The sequence below is a fragment of the Sphingobium rhizovicinum genome, assembly GCF_042647625.1.
GTDB lineage: Bacteria > Pseudomonadota > Alphaproteobacteria > Sphingomonadales > Sphingomonadaceae > Sphingobium > Sphingobium rhizovicinum.
Map to the genome: position 1 here is coordinate 94,444 of NZ_JBHRVU010000002.1, position 26,880 is coordinate 121,323.

Genomic DNA, 26,880 nt, shown 5'->3' on the forward strand with positions numbered 1-26,880 from the left:
TAATCACCGAGGAAAATGAGCGAATTTCGATCTGCACGTGCAGTTCACTGACTTGGAAAAATCAAATGACCTCCTCTCTTCGCGAACTTCTATTGTCTATCGTCCCAGACGATGGGTCTGCAGTCGGCAATTTGGCTTTGGCTGCAGTAATGCGCGAGACAGTGCCTGACCTAAGTGATGAAACCTATCAGCGCATCCGAGACGGGCTGATCGCGGAAGGCGTGCTGGGCAAAGGCCGCGGCCGTGGCGGGTCTGTTTTTCTGCTGGGGCTCGACGACGACGACGAGGACGAGATCAACGATGGAGATGGGGACAGTTTCGCGCTGACCGCGCAGGAGCCTGCCGCCCCTTCAGCCCCCAAGGCGGCGAGCAGCAAGAAGAAGGTGGCGCGCAAGGCGGATGGGCCGGCGCAGGTGCTGAGCTATCGCCATACCGATACGCGCGTGAACAATCCCGAGGTGGGCATGGTTCACCCCGACAACGATCCGGATGAGCCCAAGTCGGTTTGGAAATACGATCCTCACCTCGACCCGGAACTGATGTTCGACAGCCAGCGTGGGGCAGTGGAGAAGCTAATCGACGATGCACTGGCGTCAGGCAATGCCGACGCGATGCGCGATGCGCTGGTCGAACTGAAGCGACTTCAGGAGCCGTACCTCAACTGGGCGGGCAAGGCCGAGGGGACGAGCTTCGCGGTCGATACCGTGTCCTTGCATGTCCACGAGCGAGTGGACCCGGCAACGATCCTTGCCAATGCGCGCAAGCGGCTGAAGGGGGAAAAAGCGGGAGAGGCATGGCGACAGGCGGACCTGTTTGCAGCCGCGTTTGAGAACCTGCCGCTCCGGCAAGCGCTGGACTTCTACCATCACGAAAAGGGCTGGTCGAACCGGCTGATCGCGGGCGACAGCCTGCTGGTCATGAACTCGCTGCTGCACAAGGAGTCGATGGCCGGCAAGGTGCAGATGATCTACATCGACCCGCCCTACGGCATCAAATATGGGTCGAACTTCCAGCCCTTTACTGGGCAGAAGGCGATGGGAAGAACGGATAAGGACGAGGACCTGTCGTCTGAACCTGAAATGATCAAGGCTTTCCGTGACACATGGGAACTCGGGATTCATTCTTACCTGACGTACCTGCGTGATAGGTTGAACGCTGCCAAAGAGTTGCTCTCTGACACCGGCAGTCTCTTTGTTCAGATTTCCGACGACAATCTGCATCTTGTCAGAAATCTGACGGATGAGATTTTTGGTCCTAAAAACTACGTCGTGACGATTCTTATTAAGAAGAAGGGTAGTCAGAAGGGCGGAAAGGTTGATCCGGTTAACGACTACCTTGTCTGGGTCGCAAAAGACAAGTCATGCATGACTTACTTCCAGATATACGACGGACGGGAAACGGACGAAGAGATAACGGCAGACTTCGCAAATGTAGAACTGCCCAACGGCGAGGTCACAACCTTGGCCCGCCTTGAAAAGCAGGCCGGCGTGCCAACCGGGCGCTATCGCAATGATCTCGCCACTTTTTCTAACGATTTTCCGGGGAGCCGCCTCTTCAAAGCCGATCCCTCCACCGGCGGAAATCCGGGGGCGTCACAGGCAAAAGTCTATGAGTATTGCGGTATGTCATTCGACCCTGGAATCAAGAAAGGGCTTGGTTGGAAAGCTGCCGCCGAGAGTAGTGTCGGTTTTTCTGGCATGAAACGTCTGGCGGTTTCTGGCCGTTTGCACATCGGCGATAAGCAGCTTGCAGTTAAAAGGTATCCGGAGGACTTCGGCTTGAAGGCGGTGTCCAATTGGTGGGACGGTATTGGCGGCCCTTCAAATCCCATTTACGTTGTTCAAACTAACGAAAAAATTCTTGAACGGTGCATTTTGATGACCACCGCACCGGGCGACTTGGTACTCGATCCGACTTGCGGATCAGGTACAACAGCTATCGTTGCCGAGAAATGGGGCCGTCGCTGGATTACCTGTGACACTAGCCGAGTGGCAATCACGCTCGCCAAGAAGCGGTTGATGACGGCTACGTTCGATTACTACACCCTCCGCTACCCCCAAGAAGGTTTGAAAGGCGGCTTCGTTTACAAAACCGCCGAGCATATCATGGCTGCAAGAATAGCAAACAATCCTGATATCGACACGATCTATAAAGAAAAACACCCAGCTATTGTACTCTCGCTGCGAGAGCTTAATGATATCCTTCTGAAATTTCCGCCTCCGATGCTCAAACCTTGGCAAGGCAATCGCAAGGGAAAGCACATCGACTTCACAAAAGGCGAAACGCTGCACGAATGGGAGGTGCCTCATGATTTCCCTGAGGGCTGGCCCAAATCGGCCGAACAGTCTTTCGCTGCCTTTCACGCGGCCCGCATTTCAATGCAGGCCGAAATGGACCGAGCCATAGCAGCCAACGCCGAGCCAAAGGCCCTCTATGACAAGCCGGAACCTGATAAGTCGCGGTTGCGCATCACCGGTCCATTCTCTGTCGAAGCAGTGCCCGCACCCACGGTGCTCTCGCTAGACGAGTCGGCCGCGCCAGCAGAAGCTGATGCAACGGTTGCACGTTCGGGGGAAACATCTCGGCAAACGCAATGGCGCGACGAACTGATCCGCACTGGCATCCGCGCCAAGGGTGGTGCCATGCTGAAGTTCACGGACCTTGAAGCCATCCCCGGCGTAAAGCACCTCCATGCGTCCGGCGCGCTGGATAGTGGAGAACGTGTCGTCGTCAGCTTCGGCCCGGAACACGCCGCACTTGAACAGAAGCAGGTCGAACGGGCCATCGAGGATGCCCAGACCCTCGTGCCAAAACCCAAGTTCGTGGTGTTCTGCGCGTTCACCTTTGACCCGGAGGCGGCAAAGGATATCGACGAAACCAACTGGCCCGGCGTCACCCTGCTCAAGGCCCAGATGAACACCGACCTGTTGACCGAGGACCTGAAGAAAGCCCGCTCATCCAACCAGTCGTTCTGGCTCATGGGTCAGCCCGAGGTGGAACTAAAGTCGGTAGGGGACAACTGGCAGGTCGAGGTCCATGGCTTTGATTATTTCGATCCCCGCGAAGGCAAATTAGTGTCTGGCGGCAAGTCGAAGATCGCCATGTGGTCACTCGATACCGACTATGACGGGCGCAGCCTGATGCCGCATCAGGTTTTCTTCCCGATGGCCGGTGCCAAGGATGGCTGGAACCGCCTGAAGAAGACGATCCGCGCCGAACTGGATGAGGACTTGCTGGAGCAATTCCACGGCACCATTTCCCTGCCGTTCGAAGCTGGGGACCATCGCCGGGTCGCGGTCAAGATCGTCGATGACAGGGGCATCGAGTCGCTCAAGATCATGAACCTGGAGTGACGACGGTGACCAAGCCCAAGTCACTCATCATCAACACGCCGTTCGTTTGCCCGCAGCAGCATTGGGCACCGCAACAGGATGGCACGTTGGAAATCATTCCGGAGCGCCGCCCCGCCAGCTACGAGGTGTTCGACGCCCGGAACAACACCCGGCGGACCGAGAAACTCGAACTCGTCGAGACGATCCGGGGGCGCGTCGATCAATGGCGCGATGCCGGTTATCCCGGTGTGACCATCGTCACCCGCCGCTTGCTCGAACACTGGCATGACAACACGGCGCGGGAATACCCGTTCTACTTCTGTCAGCTAGAGGCCATCGAAACGCTGATTTGGTGGCTCGAAGGCGCGGAGGAATACAAGCAGGGCATCTACGTCCCCGGCGATGGTGGGGCATGGCAGCGCCTGTGCAACAAGATGGCGACGGGCGCGGGCAAGACCACGGTGATGGCCATGATAATCACGTGGCAGGTGCTGAACGCGCTAACCTACCCGAAGCGGAACAAGGATTTCAGCCGGGCCATCTTCATCGTCGCCCCGGGCCTAACGGTGAAGGGGCGACTCCAAGTGCTGATCCCCAGCGCCGGCAGCTACTACGACGAGTTCAATCTGTGCCCGTCCGAAGCGCTGCGCCAAAAGCTGAATCAGGCCGAAGTCCTGATCGAAAACTGGCACACGCTAATGCCAGCCACCGAACCCAAACGCTCGGTCGTCAAGAAGGGCGCAGAGACCGACGAGGCATTTACCCGCCGCGTCCTGGGCAAACTCGCTGCCTTCAAGGATATCGTCGTCATCAATGACGAGGCACACCACGCCTATCGCAAGCCAGCCGAGGTGAAGATCAGCAAGAAGCAGGCGGAAGAGGCCGGGATCGATCTTGACGAGGCCACTCGCTGGATCGAGGGGCTGGACCGCCTGCACAAGACCCGCCGCATTCAGCGGTGCTTCGACCTGTCCGCCACGCCCTTCGCGCCGACCGGCAAGGCCAGCACCGACACCGCGCTATTCGATTGGATCGTTTCCGACTTTGGCCTTAACGATGCGATTGAAGCAGGGCTCGTGAAAACGCCACGTGTCGTGGTGCGGGACGATGCTATGCCCGATGCCAAGACGTTGCGCTCCAAGCTCTACCACATCTATCGCGATCCGGCGGTCGCAGAGGATCTGAACCGTAAGGCCGAACCTCATGAGGCGCTGCCGAAGCTGGTCAAGGACGCCTATACGATCCTTGGTGCCGACTGGCGCGCGACAGCCAAGCAGTGGGCGGACAGCAAGCACCATTCCCCGCCCGTGATGCTCACTGTGTGCAACCGGACCGAAACGGCTGCGCGCATCGAGCAATTCTTCAATCAGGGCGATTGCCACTGGCCGGAGCTTCAGGCCCCTGGCAAGACCTTGCGGGTGGACTCCCGCGTCATGGAGAAGGCCGAGGTCGGGGAAACTGCCGGGGCCGACAAGGGCTACGAGGCCCGCCTAGAGCAAGTAATCGACGAAGCTGCCATCCCGGAGACACGGAAGGAGCAGCTTCGGGGAATGAAGAAAGAAGAATTGCTGCGGGAGATCGTTGATAATGTCGGCAAGCGCGGCGGTGCTGGCCAAAATCTCCAGAAGGTCATTTCGGTGGCCATGCTATCCGAGGGGTGGGACGCGAAGAATGTCACCCACATCATGGGTCTGCGCGCCTTTACATCACAGCTGCTGTGCGAGCAGGTCATCGGCCGCGGCCTTCGGCGTGTCGGTTATGACAAGGACGATGACGGGCTGTTCCTTCCTGAATATGTGAACGTGTTCGGCGTGCCGCTTTCGATCTACGAGCCGGGGAGGGCGGGGAAGCCCCGCCGCCGCCCAAGCCCAGCACTCAGATTGACGTGGTGCCCGACCGGGCTTCTTTGGAACTGCGTTGGCCGAACGTGCTTCGCATCGAGTCCGTCGTGAAACCGGAACTCACCGTCGATTGGGCCAAGGTCGAGCCGTTGATGCTCGATCCGGTTGCCACCGTCATTAGCGCCGAGATCGCTCCCGCGCTCGGCGGGGCAGCCGACATGAGCAAAGTGACGGCCATCGATTTGTCACTTCTGCCGGAGGAGTTCCGCCTTCAGCGGCTGACATTCGTGGCGGCGCGCAAGGCGTTTGCCGAGCTCAAGACTAACTTCCAGGGCAACGAGGAGTACCTTGTCTTCCAGCTTATTCGGCTTGTCGAAACCTTCCTACGCTCTGACAAGATCGATATCCCGTCGCTATTCCATAGCGATGCGGTTCGCCGCCGCATTTTGATCGCGCTCAATATCGACCTGATCGTGCGGCACGTGCTCCGGTTCGTGACCGAGCAGAACACCACGGCGTTGACCCCGGTATTCGATGAAGAGAACCCCATTGGCAGCACCGGCCAGATGCGCGCGTGGTACACGACCAAGCCAAACATGCCGACTGGCAAGTCACACATCAGCCATGTCGTAGGGGACTCCGCTTGGGAGCAGTATGCCGCAAACGTATTTGAAAGCCGCGACGACGTAATTGCTTATGCCAAGAACGATCACCTTGGTTTTCAGATACACTATCTCTGGCAGGGATCCCGCCGCCGATACGTTCCCGATTTCATCGTCCGGCTGGCCAATGGAAAGACGCTCGCCTTGGAGATCAAGGGAACGGATAGCGAGCAGAATAAGGCCAAACGAGAGGCCTTGGATGAGTGGGTTCAAGCGGTAAATTCGAGCGGTGGGTTTGGCGAGTGGTCTTGGGATGTCGCCTTCAATCCTAACCAAATACACGACATTGTGGCACGTTACGGCAAATGAACACGATTGGAAATCGATAACGGTATCTTGTGGGGGGCTTTCAATTATCACAAACCTACATTCGATGCGGGTAATTGATATCCACGCCTGCTTTTTCCGGTTCAATCCGGAAGGACCTGCGACGCCATGAGCGGATTTGATATCATAGCTGCCATGCAGGCTTTGGGGCTGCCTGCCGCCATGGCAATTGAAGACAATCTTCGCGCCATCGAAGACCTTGTCGATTTCCATTACGATGATCACGAGCGTCTTGGCCTCATAAGAGGCGAACTGCACAGCTTCCGTCACCCCTTGGCGCGCTCAATTGTCGAGCGCATCGACGCCCATATGCAGAATTTTCAGGACTTCTCGTCAGAAGAGCAAGATGATTTGCAAGTTGGAAATGAAGTGATGGCCACCCGCGCAGCGAATGGACCGGAGCTGACGGCCGCGCATGCTCGTTTGATAAGCCTGATCGACTATGTGGAGGCCACCGAGCGCGATCGACTGAAGGTCGAACTCGATTATCGCAGCCATCGCGGCTTTGTCGCGACGGAAGATGAGGTTGCCGGACTGCCTGGCGTGTCGCTCGATCAGGGGTCTGGGGATGATCCCGTCTGGTTGCGCGTTGAACGGCTCGCCAAGATCGCGCCGCCAGCGCCACCGAACCAAGAACTGGCGCTCTGGCTATCCCTGCGCGACGATGTAGCAGCGATACCGTCACTCAAGGTGGAAATCGCCACAGCCGGCCTTGTCGAGCTCGAATTGCTTGACGCGGAAGAAGCGCCGCAACACATCGCCTTGTCCGATTATGAGCGTCGAGACAGTGTTGAGGCGGCCTTCCATGCCTGGCTAGAAGGGGCATGGAGACTATGGGCAGAACGCGAAAAACCCCGCCGCGAGACCATCAAGCTGTACAACGCCCTTTATATGCTGCGCCAGCAGTTGGAGGGGGTCAGCGACGTTCCGCTCGAACTGGTATGCGGCATTGGCTTTGCAACGCTGTTCCGCAACGGCCAGCGTTTGCGTTACCCTCTACTGTCGATGACCTTGGAGCTCTCACTCGATGAGCAAACCCATTGCATCGAAGCGCGTCCACGCCTTGAGGCAGATCCAGGCCTTGAGATTGATCCGCTCGACCGGATGGGCCTGCACGCGCTGGACCAATGGCGCACGGCCTCGGAAAGATTCCTGGCGGCACTGGACGAGGTAGCGCTCTCGCCCTTCGCACCCGAGAGCTTCGAGCCCGTGTTGCGCCAGGCCTCGGCCCTGTTCGATCCAGATGGCATATATGTGCCGGATGCTAATCCGGCCGGGGCGCGGCGGATACCCTCAGTCGAAACGCATTTACAGGTCAGCACCGCGTTCGCCTTCTTTCAGCGCGAACGGCGCGCGACGCAGCTGATGGAAGATCTCCGGCGCTTCCGGGCGGCCCTACTGGACGGCGCGGAGGCCCCCAATCTACCTGCCGCCGTTGCCGCCCTATTGGTCGAGCCGTCCGATACGATCGAAGAACCCGAATACCCGCAGTTCCGTGGTATATCGACCATTCCCGGCGTCACCTCATCAGACGGCTCGGGTAGGGATCTGTTCTTCCCCAAACCGTTCAATCGCGAGCAGGTCGAGGTGGTGCAACGGCTCGAAGTGCGTCCGGGCGTTGTGGTCCAGGGGCCGCCGGGCACCGGCAAGACGCACACGATCGCCAACATCATCAGCCATTACCTTGCGCTGGGCAAGCGGGTGCTTGTCACCTCACAAAAGGCACCCGCGTTGCGTGTCCTGCGCGACAAGCTGCCTGAGGCGGTGCGACCGCTTGCGGTCAGCCTACTCGACAGCGACCGCGACGGCCTGAAGCAGTTTCAGGAATCGGTCGACATCATTGCCGAGAAGCTCCAGCGGCTGCGCCGCCACGAGCTTGAGCGACAGATATCTGACCTCGATCATCAGATCGACAACCTGCACCGCAGCCTTGCCCGTATTGATAATGAAGTCGATACGATCGGACGAACGGCAGTGTCACCCGTCGTGCTGGACGGAGAAGCGATCGAACCCGTGCGGGCGGCACGGATGGTAGTGGCCGAACCTGAACTGGCAAATTGGTTGCCGGATGATGTTGATGCCGATCCAGAAAACGCTCCCCGTTTCGACGATAGCGACATCGTGGCGCTCAGGCAGGCGCGACGGAAGGTTGGACAGGACATCGGCTATCTGGGCGTTCCCGTCCCGAAATTGGCCAGCCTGCCTTCCATTGACAGCCTGCTGCCCGTTCACCGCGATCTGTCCCGGGCCGAAGAACTGCGCCGACAGATCGCCGCAGGTACATTGCCGAACCTTCGAATATCGGAAGGGGAAGCCGAAGCCCAGTTGGCCGGCCTGGCGCATGAGCTGGATGAGCTTGGCGTCTTGGATACGAAAGTGGCTTCAGCACCATATACGTGGACGGCGGCCGCCATTCGCGACGCTAGGAGCGGCGAGGACCAAGAGATGTTGGTGGCGATTACTCGTCTCCAGCCAGACATCGACCACCTTATCTTAGAAGGGAGCCACTTCCTAACCCGGCCCATCAATGTGCCAGATGACGCGCTCGACGATGAAAAGCTGCTTGAGGCCTTGCAGAGGCTTTGCGAAGGCAAGGCGGCATTAGGTTTTGTAGGTGGTCTCTTCGCCGGGAAGGTCAAGGCAAAGCTGGCGCAGGTTACGTTGCTTGGCGAGGCGCCGCGAAACGCGGACGAATGGCTCGAGATTCAACGGTTCATCGACGGTATCAAACGCTCGCGCAAGCTTCGCCAAGCCTGGAACCATCTCGTTTTGCTGGGCGTGGGCGACCAGATCGATCAGGATGGCCTCGCGATTGCGAAGCGCATGCGCGCACAACAACAACACCTCGAGACTGTCGGCGCGCTTGTCTCCCAACAGCAGCTTGTCGATGGCCGGGCGCGGGAGATCATTGCCGGCTGGGCTCTGTCCGTATCAGAGGGTAGCCCGTCCGCCGGCAAGCTGTGTGAAGTGGTCGAGACGCACCGGTTGAAATACCGGCTCGAGAGCGCCGAAGCCATACGCTCCAGATTGATCGCTTCCCTAGCATCGGCTGGTGGCGACATTGCCCGCGAGTTGCAGGACTATGCAGTGCGCGCTTTGGGCAACCCGGATGTCTCTAACGAGGCCTTCCATTCGGAATGGCAAGACCTGACCCTCAGGCTTGCTCACATCGAAGGTCTTTCAGAGGCGTTCGAAACGATTCAGACCGTTTGCACAGCCATTTCGGCATCGGGCGGCTCTCGTTGGGCAGAGTCGCTCCGTTCCGAACCGGTCGAAGGCATGGAGGATAGCCTCACCCCGGGTGATTGGGTCAAACGCTGGAAGCTCAGGCGACTTAGCACTTGGCTTGCACGCATTGATCGTCATGCCCGTTTGCAGGAACTTGGCACTGAGAGAGCCGAAAAGGAGGCCCTGCTTAAGGACGCCTACGAACGTTCGATCGAATTGCGGACCTGGCTCGAGCTAAGCCGGAAGGCTACCGACGGCGTGAAGGCTGCTTTGGCGGCCTATGCGGATGCGGTTCGCAGGATCGGCAAAGGCACCGGCAAACGGGCAGGGCGATATCGTCGGGAGGCACGAGCGGCGTCCGATCGCGCCAAGGGGGCTCTACCTTGCTGGATCATGCCGCACTACCGGGTGTCGGAATCGTTGCCTGCCGATCTTGGCCTGTTTGACGTCGTCATCGTAGATGAAGCCTCGCAGTCAACCGTGGCAGCTCTTCCAGCATTGTTACGTGCCCAGAAGATCCTCATCGTGGGCGATGACAAGCAGGTAAGCCCCGAGCTCGTTGGGCGCGATCAGGCCCGCGCTGATGAGCTCGCCAGCAGGCACCTCGCGGCCCAAGTGGCGGATTATCGTTCCTGCTTGCGGGAAGAGCAGTCCCTATACGACCTCGGCAAGGTCGTTTTCGCCGGCGGCGCCATAATGTTGACGGAGCATTTCCGCTGCGTCGCTCCGATCATCGAATTCTCAAAGGGCCAGTTCTACGGCCATCGGCTGACGCCGCTGCGGTTGCCGATGGCGTCCGAACGCCTGGATCCGCCTTTGATTGACGTTTTTGTGGAAGACGGCTTCCGCAAGGGAGACGTGAATGTTCCCGAGGCGGAATTCATCGTCTCCGAGATCGCGGCGATCGCGGAAGACGAAAGGATGTCGAAGCGAACGATCGGCGTCACCACACTTCTGGGTCAAAACCAAGCCGCGCACATTTACAAGGAGATCGAGCAGCGCCTCGGAACTGAGGTGATGGAGCGCCACACAATTCGGGTAGGTGATCCGACCGCTTTCCAGGGTGATGAACGGGACATCATGTTCGTCTCGCTGGTGGCGCAGCGGGAGGATAGCCCGCTCTCAGGCAATCGATATGAGCAGCGCTTCAACGTCGCCTTGTCACGGGCTCGAGATCGAACCTACCTTGTTCGCTCCGTTGAGCTGGATCAGCTGCGCACGAGCGATCAGCTGCGTCGATCCCTCCTGGAGCATTTTCGATGCCCCTACCCGGCTGAAACATCCGACCTGAAGGATCGGCGTGATCGGTGCGAATCCGACTTCGAGCGAGAAATGTTCGACTTGCTTTGCGAACGCGGCTTCCGGGTCAACACTCAGGTCCGTGTCGGAAACTTCAGAATCGATCTCGTGGTCGAGGGTGACAATGACCAGCGCATTGCCATCGAATGCGACGGGGATCGCTACCACGGGCCCGACAAATGGCCAGATGACATGATGCGCCAGCGTATCCTTGAGCGTGCCGGTTGGACGATCTGGCGTTGTTTTGCCTCGCGTTTCGTTCGCAATCGGCAGGTCGTAGTTGATGAAGTTACCGCATTTCTTGCCGCGCGCGGAATTAAACCGGTCAACGATGGCGAAGAATGGATAAGCCGTCATACGGAATTGCGTAGTTGGCGGCTTCCTTCGCCTGATGACACCGAGTCTACACCTGCGGCAGAGCAATCACCGGCTGATGGCGGTGCAACCGCTGATGCTTGGCCGGAGCCAGCTCAAAAAACGGATGTCCTCAGCGTCGCCGAAGCGCCCGATTCCAATGTGAACTTGACGCGTGTCACCGAGTCACAGGTTCAGAACGCCATTCTCAATCTGATGTCTGATAAACGCGTTTGGTCCAATGGTGAGTTAAAGAAGGCGCTGGTGGACGTCTTGGCTCTGTCCGACGCAGATCGGGCACCCGCCAACTTTCGCCCGGGCGAGGAAAAGTGGGAAGAACTGGTAAACAATGCCCTTTCCCCTTCTCGTGGAAATTCGCTTCATTCAAAGGGCTTGGTCAAGAGCGCAGGGCGCGGCCTGCATGTCCTGTCTGATGGCGATATGGCAGGGCCCGTCGACAAAGCCGCCGTGGTCCGCCCCTCCAGCCCCGAGGATGGCGAGAAAAGTTATTCGCCTCCTGCAATCGAAATCGGCACCGAATACCAAATCGCCTCTCTGGTTGTTCCATTGGAAGAGGTCGAACAGATCTATCAGCCAGAGTATAAGCCAAGACTTGAAAGGCTGATCGACGCCACACTTCAGGCCGAGGCGCCAATGTATGAAGACATCCTGATTGAAAGGATCGCCCGCGCTCACAAAAAGGAGCGGGCAGGCCGGATTATTCAGGATATCGTTACACAGGCAATTTCCGATCGTCATTCATCGGTGCAAGAAGATGGCCGGAACGTGGTGTTCCACGAAACGATGGATATTGGCCAGTTGGTTGCGTATCGACCGGCCCGATCAGATTGGCGATCTCACCGAGACATTCCTCTCATTGAACTCGCGAGCCTAGCTTTGCCTCTTGTCCGAAGAGGCAAGGCGGAAGCCGATGTCCTTGCCCATTTTGCACGGACTTTCAGCTTGGCTCGATTGCGGGAGCCTACGAGGAAGCGGTTTGAAGCTGCTATCGCAATGGCAAAAGCGACGCGCGAGAATTGATCTCAGGCTGGTGAACGCCCTGCGTTATCGCAGCCGTTCAAGAAAGCTGGCAGCCGTCGAACGTGGGCACCCCACTACTGAGGCTCAGACTCCGGCAATTTAACATAAGAAGTATTATCAAACTTTTATCGTTTTATATCAATCATTTATCATCTGAAAGAGCAAGGGTCATTCCGGTGAATTGATATCCGCCCAATAGGTGATCTCCTCGAAAAGGTGCATGCCTTCCGGAGCTTCCCATCCCTTACGCCCGTCATCCCATCGGCCGATTACGGGGCGATCTCCTTCCCAGAGCAGCATGAGGCGACCGTCCTTTCGGTCGTCGGGCATCGCGCCAATCGGGTCCCACGGGATGTATTTCGCTGTGATCACGCAAAATCTCGTCGCATGCCGGCGGCGCGCGAGTTCATTCACGCTGCACTGCTCCAGCAACGGCATTGAAGATCGAATCGACGATGTCTAGAAATAAAGTGCCCCGACGGTTTGCAAAGCAGGGACCGCCGGGGGATACCCAGTTCATATGGCGCAAGGGTGCCTAAAAATCAAGTGAAAAGGTTCCCGTGCCAACGTTCGTTCATGCCTTGTCCGCTGACCGCTTCGACACTTATCTGAAGTGGGCCGGAGCCGATCAGACGCTCGCAGAGCGCCTGTACACCTATAATGTGCAGCTTTCCGCAGCCCTCTATGGCCCTCTACACATGCTCGAGGTCGTGCTGCGTAACATGGCGGACGCGCGGCTTGCGGCCCAACATGGCGCCGCCTGGATCGACGATCCTGCGATCCTTGTGACGAACTATCAGACGGGCGCAATCGCAAAAGCACGGCAAACGCTACAGAAAGACGGGAAGGCAGCGACCCGTCCGCAGATCGTAGCGGAGTTGAACTTCGGCTTCTGGGCGTCACTCTTCGGCCCCAAGTCACACCACCTCTGGCAAAGCCTGCGACCCATCTTTCAGGCCAAAGGCGTACAGCGCGGTGTGATCGCGCGGGACTTGCGCGACCTGCGTATATTGCGCAACCGCGTCGCCCACTATGAACCCATCATCGCGCTTCCGCTCGCGCAGCGCTATGCGAGTATCACGACCTTGACGGGCTGGCTGTCTCCAAGCGCCGCGACATGGATCGCCAAGTATTCGACATGGCCGACACTTTATCCGGCCGTACCCATCCTTGTGCCCGACCCTGCATCTGGAGATTTGCTGGTGGCGCCAGCGGCGCTACCCTTTCTCCCTGCATGACCTATCTCTCCGCGACGCCTGAATCTTCAGGACAATGTCGCCCATCCAGCCCGGCATGGCCGGGCGGCCCGCGACGAGCGCACGCGTACCGGCATCGTCGAGCCGCGCGGCGAAGCGCCCGATCGCATCCGCGTCGATATTGCCCTTCCCCAGATGCGCGAGCGCCTGAACGATCGCATTCACAGACTCCGGCGCGTCGAGCACCGGCGCGCGGCTGTGCTTCAAGGTAACGCTGCGGCCGCCAGCCTTGGCGGTGCGGGTGCGACCGCTGGTGGCGTAGCTCGCCCGGGCGGGCACCTGTGTCGAGAGACCAAGGCTATTGGCCGCCGCCGCTCCCGACGGCGCGAGCGCATCGCCGCTCTGCGCGGAGAGCGCCTGGGCCACCTGCCCGGGATCCGGGCTCAGGGCACCAAGCTTGTCATGCTGGCGGGGATAGTCGTAGAGACCACGGCCGATCCGACGGATGTCACCGGCATGCGCGAGACGCGACAGCGCCATGTCGACCGAGCCGCGCGTGCCGAAGTCGACGAACTGCTTGGGCGTAAACACCCAGCCACGGCCCTTGCCGCGCACACGCTTCATAATCCGATCAGCCACCGCAGACATGTCCATGCTCCTGTGTGTTAGATAATAGCATGGTTTTTTCTAACAAGCCGTGACCACAGAAAGCGCCAGTTCCCTCGACTTTCCAAGACATTTCAGCACATGGTAGGGGGAGCATCCCTTCGCAAGATCAACCGCCCATGCGAATCAACGCTCCCGCCCACGCTCCGGCACTGGCCGCTCGGGACCAGCTCCACCCTCCAGCTCGCGCGCCGGCTGTGTCGCTTGCCGCCCCTGCATCATCTCGCGGGCCAGGGCCAGACGTCGGGAGACCGCCGGCGGCATAGCCGCCAGGAAACCCGCAATTTCGTCGGAAAGTGCCTGGTCGTCGGCCTCGCCGGTACGTGCAAGCGCCACCGCCGCCTCCGCATAAGCACCGCGTATCTGCTTCTGGCGAACCAGCGCCATCACGTCTTGCGGCCGCCGTTCCTCATCGCGCGCGTGCGCAAAGGCCCGGGCGCGCAGCACGTTGAGTTCATCCATATTGAGCCGGCGCCCCTCCTGACCGATCCGAGCATCGAGATGCAGCGCTGCAGAGCGCACACGCTTTTGAACGTGACCGCGTGCGCGTCTGGGCGTCGCCTCAGCCGCGATGCCGCGCGCGCGCAGCTCATGCGCGAATGTCTCTCGCATATGATGGAGGTCGGCCTTGCGCGGGTTGAACCGCCTACCGTCCGCACCTTCGGTGGCCACCGTCAGATGGATGTGCGGATGATCGGTATCGGTGTGGAGCGCCAGCATATAGGCGTGATTGTCCTCGAACAGGATGCGGGCGAACGCCTGGGCGGCATCCTGCAGCGTCTCGGGATCGGTCGAACCGCTGGGCATGGAAAGGACCAGCGACAGCGAGGTCGGCCGGTCGCGGCCATGCTCGTTCATCGCCTCATCGAGCATGGCCCAGTCCTGCGCGATCTCCTTCAGCCGTTTGGGATCATCGATGATCTCGCCCTCGCTCGAGCGCACCGCAAGCTTCCCGTGGCGCGCCACATAGCCGAAATGCTCGGCGACATGATGAGCGCCATATTGCTTGCCGGAGACCTTCACCATCACCTCGGGCGCCTTGCGCACGATCCGCTCGAGCTTGGCGCGCGCCTCGGCCTGGCCCATCGACATCGGCCGGGCGGCCCCGCCCCCGCTTCCGCCCGGTTTGATCCGAACATAGGCGCCGCGCAGGGTCCGCTTGCCGCCTGCCGGCGGCCGCCAGGCCTCCATCAGGCTGGGAAGCGGGAGAACCCCCTCCTCCTCACGCATCGGCCATGTCCCAGTAGCGAAGATCGCCCTTGAGCGCGGCCCCGAGACCGGCGAGCGCATCGACGATCTCGGACCTAAAGCTTGCGACCCTGGCCGCTTCCCGCGCGACGTCGAGGCCGGATTCGACCATCACCGAGGCGTTGAGCGCGCGGGTCGCCTGGTTGAGGTTGATCCCGATCCGATTGAGCTCGCGCCACGCCTGCGCGACGGCCGCCCGCTCCTCGCGCGGCAAGGGCGCGTTTGCGCGCAAGCGCCGCGCCAGCAACGTGGTGATCCAGTCGGTACGCTTCATCCCCAGCACATCCGCCGCGCGGTCGAGCGCGGCGATCTCTTCCGGGATCAGCCGAACCTCGACCCGGCAGGTTGCGCGCTGGCGGGCGCGCGGCGCCTGATGCCCCTCCCCCGCCTCCATGGCCAAGGCGTCACCGATCAAGCGGCGCAGCAGCGCCGAGCGGCCGCCCGATACCGCCGCGAGCGCGGCGAAACGCTGGGCGACATCATCGTCGAGCCGAAAGGTGAGGACGGGCATGTCCCCAACGCTATTGTCATACATCCCCGGCGCCAAGCCTATCCGGCCCTTACCTTTACTCAACTCATCTTATAGTCTGCTTGGGCAGACTATTGTTCTTCGGCCAGCGAACCCCTCTCGAACACCGATCGTCCGCAGCAAGGGGCGGCGCCTTCGGCGCTGCCCCCGCCCATCGACACGAAAAGGGCCGCACCCCGAAGGGTACGGCCCAAACCATCGTGCAAGATAAACTACGAACGCGGAGGAGGCGGGTCAGTTGTTGGCAAGGCCTCGCTTCTCTCGCCGGTCGGACCGATCGACGAGGCAGCGACTTCACGCTCGCGGCCATCCTCGAAAATCACCGTGACCAAAGGCGCCAGCGGGAGCCACGCAGGGAAGCCGTCGACCAAGACCGGTAGTCTAGGAGATCGGATCGGCGCGGAGGGTTTGTCCGTGAGGCCCGATCGAACCGGATCGCGGTCGGTGGGGGCCAATGGCTGTGCCACAGGCGCCCGCGGAGGGACCGGCGCCGGGTGCGTCTGCTTGAGTTCGGCGATGAAGCGCGATCCTGCGGCGAGCGTTGCGCCGGCGTCGCCCCAGCTGGCGACATAGGCCTCGACCTCGGCAGGGTAGTCCCTCGCCGTCCGGTGCAGATCATAGAGAAGGCGAATAGGCGCAAACGGCAGGGCCGCCTTGAGATAGGCCGGCATGTCGCCATAGGCGGCATAGAGCGAGACGAACTGCTTGGATCGGCCGAGTGCCGCCGCGATCTCGACCTGGTTCATCCCGCCCTTCAGCATCCGGGCGATCGCATGGGCGAGCTCGACCGACGACAGATTGGCGCGCTGGTCGTTCTCGACGATCTGGTCGGCCAGCAGTTGCACTCCCTCGCCGACCGGCACGACGATCGCGGGGATCGTGGCAAGGCCCGCCAGCTGCGATGCGCGGAAGCGGCGCTCGCCCAGACGTATCCGGTGCATGCCGTTCGCGTCGGGCGGCGTAACCGTGATCGGCTGCAGCACGCCGCGCGACGCGATCGAGGCGGCCAGCTCGGCGAGCGCGTCATCGTCGAAGCTGCGCCGGGGATTGCCGGGGTCGGGCAGGATGCGCGCAAGTTCGATATCCTCGACCCGGCGCGCCCGTTCATGGTCGCCGACAAGAAGTCCGAACTCCTCGATGCGCTCGTCGAACTTGCCCATCAGGCGGCCGCGACCTCCTGGCTTGTCATGCGCCCCTCGATCTCGGCGAGCACCGCGCGGATCTCCTCGGCCGCCGCCTTGGCGCCGCTGCCGGTCTCCTGCCATACCGGACGATGATTTTCCGCGGCATGCTTGTAGGTCGGCCGCGCCTTGATGAAGGCCGGGAACATGAGCTTCTCGCCGACCGCATGCGCCAGCTTCACCGCATTCTCCATCTCGCGCCGGTCGAACGGATTGACCATCGAGGGGAGGAGCCCGAGGAAAGCGATCTTGCGGCCGGCGCGCGCGGCCTCGGCCTTGCGCAGCGCGGTCAGCAGCATCTTGGCGCATTCGACCGAATCCTCGGCAACCTGCACCGGCGCGATCACGGCATCGGCGACCGCCATCGCGCTCAAGGTGAGCTCGTCCCACTTGGGACCGGTATCGATAACGCAATAGTCGAAATGCGGGCGGAGCGCCGGGAAGCGGCCGATGAAGTCGCGCACATCCTGCGCCGCCTTGACCATCTGGAGACGGGGATCGGCACCGAGCACGGTTAGCCCGGCCTGCCCGTCGGCGCACAGGGCAGCGGCAGGATCGAACAGGTCGGCGGAAAATCCGCCTTGCCGCTCGGCGCCCAGGCGCCGCGTCGAGCTGCCCTGCGGGTCGAGATCGACGAAGGCGACGCGGCGCTCAGGCGGTTCAGCAAGATACCAGGCGAGATGACTGGCGAGGAAGGTCTTGCCGACCCCGCCCTTGAGCAGGCTGACGACGATCGTCTTCATGACCGCGGCACCTCAGCAATAGTCGTCAGGACCATCGCGCAGGTTGCGCTCATAATGATCGCGCGAGGACCAGTCGCCGCCACCCCCAATGCCGGGACCGGCATAGCGGAACAGATAGACGGTGAGGGCGAAGCAGCCGAACGCGAAGAGAAACGCGTGATCGGGATGCGCGGCGAAATATGCGGCCATGATAAGTCTCCTTGGAGCCAGTGAACGGGCAAGCGAACGGCGCCACTGGCGCCGGCCACGCGCAATCGCGCGACATCTCGGACCCGCGCCCTCCCCTCCCGCATTTGCGGATGCGGCGTCCGTTGCCCGCATAGTCTGCTCAAGCAGACTATGCGGGCCATCCCCCCGGTCGGGGGGATGGCTGCGCCGGATCAATATTCGTCGGCCAGCAGGATAGTGAGCACGCGCGTCGTGACCTCGGGGTTCGCGGCATCCGGCGAGCCATAGGCGAGCTCGAGATCGTAATAGTCGATCTTCCAGTAGAGGATCGCATCCTCGAACTCGAAGCGGCCGAAATCATGCTCGTCGATCGGATCGTTGTCGGGCGTGAAGCTGTCATAGTCGCGCACGATCCGGAGGATCTCCGCGCGGCGGCGAAAGCCGCGGAACAGGGCGACGTCGCCGATCAGCGCCGCAACGCCCGCAGTCATCACGATCTGGTTGCGGCCCGGGCTATGGATGGACCGGCGAAGCGCGTCATTGAGTTCGGCGACGCGGGCGATCCGCTCGGCCTGGCTCATCGCATTCGGGGAGGATTGGGACATGAGAACGCTCCTGATCTGTCCGGCCCCGCCCGCCGGGGCCTTCCGACAGGCGTGCCAAGGGCCGGCGGCAGAGCGCGGCCGCGCACCGGCAGGGTCGCAACGGCAGTGGAGAAGCCCGCAAAGCGGGCTTGCGCGGGCGCGCGCGCCGGCCAGGCAAGCCGACAGGAGGAAGGTCTTGGCGGGCGGGATCGCGAAGAGATGATCGCGGTGTCCTGATTCTCTGGCTCCGCGGAGAGCCCGGCGCTATCCTCCGCCCATCATGACGAGCAGCGCCACTCTCTTCCGCCTTGCCCCGGCCTGGACCGCGTCACTCCAGGCGATGCGGCTGCGCCAGATCCTCGTCCGATCGCAATGCCGCCGCTGCGGTGCGTTGATGCGCGAGGATGTCGATGCCCTGATCGGGCTCCATGGAGCAGGCGCCAGCCTCATCGACCGGCAGGCCCGATGCCGCATGGTCGGCTGCGACGGCGCGGCCTATTATCTCGCGGCGCGGGGCCATGACCGTCCCTGGCACATATTGCTGCACGATGAGCACCTGCGTGCGGGCCTGGCCAACTGCCCTCCAGCGCGCGGCGCGACCGGCCGGGCCATAGTTTGCGCGCAGGGTTGAGAAGTGCGAGCAGTCACGGCAGGGATCGTCACCCGAATGGGCTGAGACTTGGCACAAGGCTCAGGGCGAAGCCTAGAGCCCGGTCCGGCCGCGCCGGAGCCGCCATTCTCAGCGCATAGATGCAGAGAAATCCGACTTTCAGACGGCAACCGCCCGTCGCAGATTGCCAAGTGCAGAACACAATTTCTGCGATACCTTACGGAGCTGCTGAAGCCTCTCCGCCGCCTCGTTCTCTTCGATCACGAGCGTCGAACGATCAGCCTGCCGTGCCCGGATCGCGATCACACGAAAGATGGCGGCCCATCGACTGGTCCGTTCGACTGTCAGCTTCGCCTGGCCATGGGCGAGCATCGTGCGCAGCCCTTCCTGGTGCCGAAATTCCGCCAGCAGGCTCGCGACACCCTTTCCCTCCACGGAAAAGGGGCCGCCCTCATTGACGAGTGCAGCAAGGTCATCGAGCCGTTGCCCGACCAAATGCCGTAGCTTCACCGACTGTCCTCGTCCCGGCTGAGCGCTCAGATGCAGCAAAGTCTCGGTAACGGCCACCTCCACCGCGGCGAAGCATTGCAGACAGGCACCGCGCCAGGCGTTCACCTCCTGGGTGACGCGCGCCCACAGGGCATCATCGCCGGCATTCGCTATCGCAGCCTCAATCGTCATTATCGCAGCATAGTCGCGGCATCTGAACAATCGGTTCTCGTCTTCGGCGCAAGCCGCGAGCGAAGCGCGGGGAATAACCGGGAGCCGAGCGGCTCCCGGTCGAGCCGTCAGGCAAAGGGATCGAATTCGGTGACGATGGCGACGCTGCCGTCGGCGTCTTCGGCGGTGATAACCCCGTAATGCTGCCCGATCGCGATGACGAAGGTGACCATCATGAGGCTGCGCGAGAGGCTGAAGGCGTGGCGGCGAGCGATTGCGATGTCGGTGAACATGTCGAGGCTCCTTTGCGCGCCGGCGGGTTCGTCCCGCTCGACAGGCGCCCGATGTGTCCGGCCGGTGGCCGCGATCACTTTTTTGGCTGGAGGCCCAAAAAGCCGTAGCGAAGCGACCGGACCCCTTGCGGGTTGATCGCAAAAGGTCACCGGGTGGACCAAGGATCGCGCCGATTGAGAGCGGGCGAACCCGCCGGCCAGGAGGCCAGGTCCCCGCCGATGTCGCGCCCCACCCCTTGCCCTGCCTGCCGCTCCATCCAACGGGTCCGGATGACAGGCCGCCGCTTGTCGGTTAGCCCCGCCGGATGCTGTTCCCGCTCCTGCTTGCCGCCGCCGTGGTCCCCAATGATCAGACCTTCGCCTGCACACCGACGCGCGTCTGGGATGGCGATGGCCCGATCTGGTGCCGCGAGGGCGCCCATGTGCGGCTCGCCGGCATTGCCGCGCGCGAGATCGACAACAGCTGCCGCCCCGGCCAGCCCTGTCCGAGAGCAAGTGGCCCGGCCGCCCGCGATGCGTTGGTGCGCCTGCTTGGCGGACCGCGCGGCCAGACATCCACCGGGCATATTCGCGTGGCTGGCCCCACCATGCGCTGCGTCTCGACCGGCGAAGCCAAGGGCAACCGGACCGGCGCCTGGTGCAACGCGCCCGGCATCGGCGATCTCAGCTGCGCGATGATTGCGACCGGCACCGTGCTGCGCTGGGAGCGCTATGCCAAGGGGCGATGCCGATCCCGCTGATCCGCTTGGGACCATGCCGCGCCTGAACAGGATAAGAGGCCCGGCGGCGATGCCGCCGGGCCGCCCTGTCCGAGCTCAGAAGGGGATTTCATCGTCTTCGGGCTCGTTGCCGCCGCCGCTATTCTCGTTGGACTTGGCGCGGGTGAGGAAGGTCACCTCGTCGGCGATGATCTCGACGCCGTAGCGTTCGATATTCTCGCTGTCGGTCCAGCGGGTGTAGTGGATACGGCCCCGGACCATGACCTTCATACCCTTGTCGACATATTGCTCGACCGTCTTGCCGACGCCGTTGAAGCAGGTGATCCGGTGCCATTCGGTGTCCTCGAGGCGGCGATTGTTGTCGTCGCGCAGGATCTTGCCGTTGCTGTCGCGCTTCGGGCGCGAGGTGGCGAGGCTGAAATGGGTAATGCGGGTGCCGCCCTGGGTGGTGCGGGTTTCCGGCGTGCCACCGACATTGCCGGCGAGGATGACGAGGTTCTGCATGGCCTGAGTTCCTTCGATGTGGGTCCAAGGGACCGTCCCTTCGACTGATCCCCGGCCAAGGCGGACAGGACGGCCCATCCACCGGCAGCGCAGCGCCGGGGAACCCCGAGACAAGGGGTGGTGCGGGCAGCCGTGGCACACGGCAACTCGGCCCGATGGCTTGCGGGTTGGATGGGCCGGACGGCCGGCTTAGGGGTCAGATGAGGAGAAGGACGGTGCGTCGCTTGGGCCATGACCGGAGCCCACCCAGCGAAACCGCCGATATTGCCGGCTTTGCCGAGCACGCCGGTCCGGCATCTCGCGGACCTTACGCCCGTGCCTTATCTGCCCGTCCCTTGAGCCGCAGGACGGGATTGTAGATCCTTCGCATGGCCACTCGCGGGCTCGACACGACGTCCGTTGCACGATCACGCGGAGGGGGAAGAGGAGGTACGCAAGGTGGCGGCGCCTGGCGTGGCTGGCCTCAGGCAGGCCGCCACGGCATCGAGGAGCTGCCCGGTCTCGCAAAGCACGGCGCCGATGTCGCAGGCATAGCCACCTGCCACCAGCGCGTCGATCCGATGCACGGCATAGGCCGGGCCGAGGCTCTTGATGAAATCGGCCAGCGGACGACCGGGCGCCGGCAGGCCTAGCTGCCGCGCCTCGTCGAGGGCGCGGACAAGGTCATGACGGATATCGCGGGCCAGCGCATCGTCCGTCCAGCCATGACCCAAAAGATGCGCCTTCAAACCCAGTTCGCAGGAGATCGCGAGCAAGTGCAGTGCCGGCGCAAGCGCAATAGGCGCGCCAATCTGCGCGCCGCGATGAAATTCGCGCGCTCGATCGAGAAACACGGCTGCAAGCACCGGATCGCCGGGCGCCGCCAATCTTTCGATCGCGCGCCAGCGGCGCGGCGTCAGCTGGCGGAGCCAGGAGGGACCGGCCTGGTTGCGAAGATGCCGTAAGTAAGCGCCATCGGCTTCGTCCACATCGCGGCCTGTCGACCATAAGGACAGCAGCTTCGCCTTCCAGTGGCGGCCATGCGCGGCGCGGAAGGCAAGGAGCGCGCACGCACTGGCGCGATCGGGCATGAACATGATGCGGAACCTCCGAAGGGAACAAGGGACGCATCCGCCCCGCCCCCTCCCCTCCGGCACCGGAATCCGCGAGATTGAGAAAAGCCGGCCGCCGAAGCGGCCGGCACGGCGGTCAGCCGCGAGATAAAGCCGCCGGCGGCGTTCCGAGCGGTCCGCGGCGATCGACGACATGGATGCCGCGCGCCTTGGCCTCGACCACCAGCCTTTCGGTGACGCCGTTGCCCTGGAAGGCAATGACGTAGCGCGGCTTGACCGAGAGCATCTGCTCGTTGCGCCGGAAGCCGGCACGATCGCCAAGCTTGCGATCAAGGCCGAACCGCAGCTGCTGGATGCCGTTCTGCTCGGCCCAGGATGCTGCAAGACGCTCGATGCCCTTCATGTCGCCGCCATGGACGAGATACATGTCGCCCACACGTTCGCGCACGGCCTTGAGGGTCCGCAGCAGATTGTCGGCAAACTGCTTGGCCTCGTCGTCGCTGGCGAAGCGAAGGCGCCCGCCGGCGAAGACCACGGGCGTGCCATGGACCATATTGGCATCGCGCACCCGCTCGCGCCGCGCCTGCAAATAGGCCCGGCCATCGACGATCGCAGCGGTCGTGCCGAGCGAGATGCGGTTGCCGGTCGCGGGCACCCAGGAGCGGCCGGTCTCATGCAGATAGTGGCGCGCCGCGGTGTCGCGCATCCCCTCATAGGCCTGGGCGGACTGCTCGACCTTGCGGGCGAGATCGATCTTGTCCTCGAGATCAGCGGTCGCGATCTCCGATCCGTCCTGCTCGGCGAGCAGGAGCCGGATCTCGTCGGTCAGGCGGTCGATCAGCTGATGCTTCTTGGCGGCCGCGCGGTGGAAGAGATTGACGAAGCCCCAGCCCAGATCCTCGATGTCGCGTTCGAGCGCGGTGAAGGGGAAGAGCGCGAAGAGATCGCTCCAGATGGCGCTGACGGTCTGTTCGAGCGCTTCGGCCGGCGGCGGCGCTTCCATCGAGCGTTGGTCGCCCATCAGGTCGAGATGGCCGAGTTCGAGTGCTTGGAGCACTGCTGAAAGGGAGCTGGTCATGAGGGATTGCCTTTCCGTGTCGCAGGGCCGGCGGCCTTCCCGCCGGATGCGCACCCTCCGGGCCATCGAAAAAGCGGCGGCGGCACCGCCGGGCAACGCCCAAGGGGAACCCGATAAGGTCCGGGTGGTGCGGGCAGGCGCGCCTCGGCGCGCCAACACGGCCGGAGCGTTCGGGTTGCCGCCGCCAGCGCGATGGCCCATGTGCCGCATCCTCTGGCGAAAGGCGCGAAGGCGCTGTCGCGTCAGGCATTCATGACGCAGAGGACCTTAAGAAGGGCACCCGCAACCCGATCTCCCGATACGCACAGGACGGCATGAAAGCGCGTCGCATCGGAAGAGCCCGGCCGTCAGGCCTTCGACCGTGAGGCCAGATCTTGGGCCGCGTCGCGCTTGGCGGCTGCCGCCTTGCGTTCCGAATAGCGGTCCACGAGTTGATCGGCATGGCGACGTGTCAGCACCGTGAAGCGCACCAGCTCCTCCATGACGTCGACGATCCGGTCATAATAGCTTGAGGCACTGAGACGGCCGTCCTCGTCGAACTCCTTGAACGCCATAGCAATGCTCGACTGGTTGGGGATGGTGAACATGCGCATCCACCGCCCGAGCAGCCGCAACGTGTTGACCGCGTTGAACGACTGCGATCCGCCCGAAACCTGCATGACGGCCAGGGTCCGGCCCTGGGTCGGACGCATGCCGCCGAATTCGAGCGGCAAATGGTCGATCTGCGCTTTCATGATGCCGGTGATCTGGCCGTGCCGTTCGGGACTGCACCAGACCATGCCCTCGGACCAAAGCGCATGCTCGCGAAGCTCATGCACCGCCGGGTGATCATCGTCCTTGATCTGGTCGGGGAGCGGGAGATCGGCCGGATCGAAGATCCGCACTTCGGCGCCGAAGAGGATGAGCAGCCGGGCCGCTTCCTCGACCGCGAAGCGACTGAACGACCGCTCGCGCAGCGAGCCGTAGAGGAGGAGGATGCGAGGTTTCGGCTCAAGCGCGCCGAGCCCGGCGGCGAGATCGGGCCGGATCATTGCACGGTCCAGCGCGGGCATGTGATCGGGTTCGGGAAGGATACGAAGACGCGACATCAGGCAATCCATTTGTACAAAAGGGCGGCGCTCGCCGGGCATAGCGATCGGAACTCGGCCGATTGCGCGATGACGGCAGGAACGTCGGTCCGTTCGGCTGTTTCATAGCCGTGACGGCGAAAGAAAGGCTCGGCGGTCGTGGTGAGCAGGTACAGGCTAGTCGCGCCCTCATCAGCTGCAGCGCGTTCGACTGCCGTGAGAATGGCACCGCCCAATCCGCATCCGCGCCGATCGGCCTTCACGACCAGCGAGCGCAGCAGGCGGTCGGAGCCGTCGCCTTCGATCCCGCCATAGCCGACAAGGCCAACATCATCCTCGAACCGAAAGAAGCGGCGTCCCGCCTCGGCGAGATCACTGGCAGGCAGACCCGCCGCGCTCAGCTCCGCCATCAGGTCGGAAAGCGACCTGGAATCCAGCAGTGTAGCGATCATGCAGGAACGCGTTGCTCGTACCAGGGCCGCGTCTTCTTGACGATGCTGACGACAGACAGCATTACCGGCACCTCGACCAGCACGCCCACCACGGTCGCGAGCGCGGCCCCGGAATTGAGGCCGAACAGGCTGATCGCGGCTGCAACCGCGAGCTCGAAGAAATTGGACGCGCCGATCAGCGCGGCCGGAGCGGCGACGCACCAGGCCACGCCGAAGCGCCGGCTGAGCCAATAGGCCAGGCCCGCATTGAAGTAGACCTGGATGAGGATGGGAATGGCAATCAGTGCGATGACCAGCGGATGAGCCAGGATCGCCGGGCCCTGGAAGCCGAACAGGAGGACGAGCGTCGTCAGCAGCGCAACCAGCGACACCGGCCCAAGCGTTGCCAGCAGCCGATCGAGCGCCGGCTGCCCGCCTGACGATAGCAACGCCCGACGAATGATCTGCGCGACGATGACGGGCACGACGATATAGAGCAGGACCGAGATGAGCAGCGTGTCCCAGGGCACTGTGATCGAGGCGACCCCGAGCAGCAGTCCGACCAGCGGTGCGAAGGCGAAGACCATGATCACGTCGTTGAGCGCCACCTGGCTCAGCGTATAGGTCGGCTCGCCGTCGCACAGGTTCGACCAGACGAACACCATCGCCGTGCAGGGGGCGGCGGCGAGCAGGATGAGCCCGGCGATATAGGCGTTGATCTCGCCCTGCGGCAGCAGCGGCCGGAAGAGCCATCCCAGGAACAGCGTGCCGAGCAGCGCCATTGAAAAGGGCTTCACCGCCCAGTTGATGAAGAGGGTGACGCCGACGCCCTTCCAGTGTTGGCGAACCGACCCCAACGCGCCGAGGTCGATCTTGAGCAGCATGGGGACGATCATCAGCCAGATCAGCACAGCCACGACCAGGTTCACGCGCGCGATCTCAGCCGATGCGATGGCTGCGAACAGATTCGGCAGCGAATAGCCGAGCGCGATGCCGACAGCGATGCAGAGCGCCACCCAGACGCTCAAATAGCGTTCGAAGCTGTTGATCGCCGGCTTGGGTCGTGCCGCAACGGTCGCGTTCACGCCCCGATCCTCTTGCCGGCGGCGTCGATGACCTGCTCGCCATCTTCCTTGGTGAAAGCCCCGCGCTGGGCGGACGGGAGAAGATCGAGCACCTCTTCCGATGGACGGCAGAGTTTCACGCCGAGCGGCGACACAACGATTGGCCGGTTGATGAGGATCGGATGTTCGATCATCGCATCAATGAGCTGGTCATCGCTGAGCGTCGGATCGGCAAGACCCAGCTCGGCGAAGGGCGTGCCCTTCTCGCGGAGCAACTGGCGTGCGCTGATGCCCATGCGGGCGATGAGCGAAACCAGGCGCGGGCGGTTGGGCGGCGTCTTGAGATATTCGATCACATGCGGCTCGATCCCGGCGTTGCGGATCATCGCCAGCGTGTTGCGCGACGTCCCACACTCGGGATTGTGATAGATGACGATATCGATTGCGGCATTGCTCATGCGCTGGGTGCCTTTTCGCTTGGGAGGTCGGCGCGGCCCTGTTCCTTGCCGATCCGGTTCAGCCGGTTCTGTAGACTCATCTTGTCGAGGCCTTCGAACGGCAGGTTGGTGAACAGCGAGATGCGATTGAACAGCATCCTGTAAGTATCGAAGAAGGCCGCGTGCTGCACCGTTTCGCTGTCCTCGATAGCGGCCGGATCGGGCACCCCCCAATTGGCGGTCAGCGGCTGCCCCGGCCAAACCGGGCAAAGCTCATTGGCGGCATTGTCGCAAACGGTGAACACGAAATCCAAGGACGGCGCATCGGGGCCGGAAAACTCTTCCCAGCTCTTCGAGCGGAACCGGCTTGCGTCGTAGTTCAGCTTCTCCAAGAGATGAATGGTGAACGGATGGACCTCGCCCTTGGGCTGGCTGCCGGCGCTGAACGATTTGAAACGGCCTAGCCCCTCACGGCTGAGGATCGCCTCGGCCATGATGGAACGGGCGGAATTGCCCGTGCAAAGAAACAGTACGTTCAACAGGCGATCCGTCATGTTGATGTCCTT

General features: G+C 62.3%; 25 protein-coding genes. 6 read left to right on the forward strand and 19 right to left on the reverse strand.

What is annotated here, in order from left to right; all coding sequences use genetic code 11:
* The first annotated feature begins 65 nt into the window (after nt 1–65).
* The 4 genes from ACFOKF_RS00630 to ACFOKF_RS00645 all read left to right on the forward strand — a co-directional run bounded on the left by ACFOKF_RS00630 (nt 66) and on the right by ACFOKF_RS00645 (nt 12,084).
* Nucleotides 66–3,353 (forward strand): site-specific DNA-methyltransferase, encoded by a 3,288-nt coding sequence (locus ACFOKF_RS00630; RefSeq protein ID WP_380792277.1) that lies wholly within the window; start codon nt 66–68, stop codon nt 3,351–3,353.
* A 5-nt stretch (nt 3,354–3,358) separates the two neighbouring features.
* Nucleotides 3,359–5,284: a BPTD_3080 family restriction endonuclease gene (locus ACFOKF_RS00635; RefSeq protein ID WP_380792280.1), complete on the forward strand. Its 1,926-nt coding sequence runs from the start codon at nt 3,359–3,361 to the stop codon at nt 5,282–5,284.
* Nucleotides 5,281–6,144, forward strand: coding sequence for a hypothetical protein (locus ACFOKF_RS00640; RefSeq protein ID WP_380792283.1), 864 nt, complete (start codon nt 5,281–5,283; stop codon nt 6,142–6,144). The genes ACFOKF_RS00635 and ACFOKF_RS00640 overlap by 4 nt, the downstream gene beginning before the upstream one ends.
* Before the next feature lie 126 nt (nt 6,145–6,270).
* Nucleotides 6,271–12,084: a DUF3320 domain-containing protein gene (locus tag ACFOKF_RS00645; RefSeq protein ID WP_380792286.1), complete on the forward strand. Its 5,814-nt coding sequence runs from the start codon at nt 6,271–6,273 to the stop codon at nt 12,082–12,084.
* Nucleotides 12,085–12,252: 168 nt separating this feature from the next.
* On the opposite strand, the gene ACFOKF_RS00650 is transcribed toward ACFOKF_RS00645, so the two are convergent.
* Nucleotides 12,253–12,456 carry a hypothetical protein gene (locus ACFOKF_RS00650; RefSeq protein ID WP_026002226.1) on the reverse strand — a complete coding sequence of 68 codons (204 nt, stop codon included), beginning with the start codon at nt 12,454–12,456 and terminating at the stop codon, nt 12,253–12,255.
* Between the two features lie 188 nt (nt 12,457–12,644).
* Here ACFOKF_RS00650 and ACFOKF_RS00655 point away from each other — a divergent pair, with 188 nt between their 5' ends.
* Nucleotides 12,645–13,322: a hypothetical protein gene (locus tag ACFOKF_RS00655; RefSeq protein WP_007684587.1), complete on the forward strand. Its 678-nt coding sequence runs from the start codon at nt 12,645–12,647 to the stop codon at nt 13,320–13,322.
* Here the strand turns inward: ACFOKF_RS00655 and ACFOKF_RS00660 are convergent.
* From ACFOKF_RS00660 to ACFOKF_RS00705, 10 genes are all read right to left on the reverse strand, one after another.
* The gene (locus ACFOKF_RS00660; protein ID WP_017182166.1) at nt 13,302–13,934 is read right to left on the reverse strand and encodes a DUF6088 family protein; all 633 of its coding nucleotides are present in this window, start codon (nt 13,932–13,934) and stop codon (nt 13,302–13,304) included. The two genes, ACFOKF_RS00655 and ACFOKF_RS00660, sit on opposite strands and share 21 nt — an antisense overlap.
* A gap of 138 nt (nt 13,935–14,072) precedes the next feature.
* Complete coding sequence (locus ACFOKF_RS00665; protein ID WP_380792289.1) at nt 14,073–15,176, reverse strand: relaxase/mobilization nuclease domain-containing protein; 1,104 nt, start codon at nt 15,174–15,176, stop codon at nt 14,073–14,075.
* Nucleotides 15,169–15,705, reverse strand: coding sequence for a plasmid mobilization protein (locus ACFOKF_RS00670; RefSeq protein ID WP_031295761.1), 537 nt, complete (start codon nt 15,703–15,705; stop codon nt 15,169–15,171). Before ACFOKF_RS00670 ends, ACFOKF_RS00665 begins: the two co-directional genes overlap by 8 nt.
* 230 nt (nt 15,706–15,935) lie before the next feature.
* Nucleotides 15,936–16,883, reverse strand: coding sequence for a ParB/RepB/Spo0J family partition protein (locus ACFOKF_RS00675; RefSeq protein ID WP_007688045.1), 948 nt, complete (start codon nt 16,881–16,883; stop codon nt 15,936–15,938).
* The gene (locus ACFOKF_RS00680; RefSeq protein ID WP_007688046.1) at nt 16,883–17,647 is read right to left on the reverse strand and encodes a ParA family protein; all 765 of its coding nucleotides are present in this window, start codon (nt 17,645–17,647) and stop codon (nt 16,883–16,885) included. The genes ACFOKF_RS00675 and ACFOKF_RS00680 overlap by 1 nt, the downstream gene beginning before the upstream one ends.
* Nucleotides 17,648–17,659: 12 nt before the next feature.
* A complete protein-coding gene (locus ACFOKF_RS00685; protein WP_007688055.1) occupies nt 17,660–17,836 on the reverse strand; it encodes a hypothetical protein in 177 nt (58 codons plus the stop codon).
* A 191-nt stretch (nt 17,837–18,027) separates the two neighbouring features.
* Nucleotides 18,028–18,420: a DUF3768 domain-containing protein gene (locus tag ACFOKF_RS00690; RefSeq protein WP_007688057.1), complete on the reverse strand. Its 393-nt coding sequence runs from the start codon at nt 18,418–18,420 to the stop codon at nt 18,028–18,030.
* Between the two features lie 307 nt (nt 18,421–18,727).
* Entirely contained in the window at nt 18,728–18,919 is a 192-nt protein-coding gene (locus ACFOKF_RS00695; RefSeq protein ID WP_218847794.1) for a hypothetical protein, read from the reverse strand.
* 249 nt (nt 18,920–19,168) lie between these two features.
* Nucleotides 19,169–19,690, reverse strand: a complete 522-nt coding sequence (locus tag ACFOKF_RS00700) for a hypothetical protein (protein ID WP_031295760.1) — start codon at nt 19,688–19,690, stop codon at nt 19,169–19,171.
* Nucleotides 19,691–19,797: 107 nt separating this feature from the next.
* A complete protein-coding gene (locus tag ACFOKF_RS00705; RefSeq protein ID WP_007688065.1) occupies nt 19,798–19,962 on the reverse strand; it encodes a hypothetical protein in 165 nt (54 codons plus the stop codon).
* 305 nt (nt 19,963–20,267) lie between these two features.
* Between ACFOKF_RS00705 and ACFOKF_RS00710 the strand changes: the two genes are divergently transcribed.
* The gene (locus tag ACFOKF_RS00710; RefSeq protein ID WP_007688066.1) at nt 20,268–20,702 is read left to right on the forward strand and encodes a thermonuclease family protein; all 435 of its coding nucleotides are present in this window, start codon (nt 20,268–20,270) and stop codon (nt 20,700–20,702) included.
* A gap of 75 nt (nt 20,703–20,777) precedes the next feature.
* Here ACFOKF_RS00710 and ACFOKF_RS00715 read toward each other — a convergent pair whose 3' ends face one another.
* The 8 genes from ACFOKF_RS00715 to ACFOKF_RS00750 form a co-directional block, all read right to left on the reverse strand.
* Entirely contained in the window at nt 20,778–21,185 is a 408-nt protein-coding gene (locus ACFOKF_RS00715) for a single-stranded DNA-binding protein (RefSeq protein WP_007688067.1), read from the reverse strand.
* A gap of 407 nt (nt 21,186–21,592) precedes the next feature.
* A complete protein-coding gene (locus tag ACFOKF_RS00720; RefSeq protein ID WP_021320027.1) occupies nt 21,593–22,432 on the reverse strand; it encodes a hypothetical protein in 840 nt (279 codons plus the stop codon).
* Nucleotides 22,374–23,315, reverse strand: a complete 942-nt coding sequence (locus ACFOKF_RS00725) for a DUF2493 domain-containing protein (protein ID WP_007688069.1) — start codon at nt 23,313–23,315, stop codon at nt 22,374–22,376. The genes ACFOKF_RS00720 and ACFOKF_RS00725 overlap by 59 nt, the downstream gene beginning before the upstream one ends.
* A 347-nt stretch (nt 23,316–23,662) precedes the next feature.
* A complete protein-coding gene (gene arsH, locus ACFOKF_RS00730) occupies nt 23,663–24,403 on the reverse strand; it encodes an arsenical resistance protein ArsH (protein WP_007688070.1) in 741 nt (246 codons plus the stop codon).
* Nucleotides 24,403–24,834, reverse strand: a complete 432-nt coding sequence (arsN2, locus tag ACFOKF_RS00735) for an arsenic resistance N-acetyltransferase ArsN2 (protein ID WP_007688071.1) — start codon at nt 24,832–24,834, stop codon at nt 24,403–24,405. Before arsN2 ends, arsH begins: the two co-directional genes overlap by 1 nt.
* Nucleotides 24,831–25,898, reverse strand: coding sequence for an ACR3 family arsenite efflux transporter (arsB, locus tag ACFOKF_RS00740; RefSeq protein WP_007688072.1), 1,068 nt, complete (start codon nt 25,896–25,898; stop codon nt 24,831–24,833). The genes arsN2 and arsB overlap by 4 nt, the downstream gene beginning before the upstream one ends.
* Nucleotides 25,895–26,335: an arsenate reductase (glutaredoxin) gene (gene arsC / locus ACFOKF_RS00745; RefSeq protein WP_007688073.1), complete on the reverse strand. Its 441-nt coding sequence runs from the start codon at nt 26,333–26,335 to the stop codon at nt 25,895–25,897. Before arsC ends, arsB begins: the two co-directional genes overlap by 4 nt.
* Nucleotides 26,332–26,868, reverse strand: a complete 537-nt coding sequence (locus ACFOKF_RS00750; protein WP_007688074.1) for an arsenate reductase ArsC — start codon at nt 26,866–26,868, stop codon at nt 26,332–26,334. The genes arsC and ACFOKF_RS00750 overlap by 4 nt, the downstream gene beginning before the upstream one ends.
* Nucleotides 26,869–26,880 lie beyond the last annotated feature (12 nt).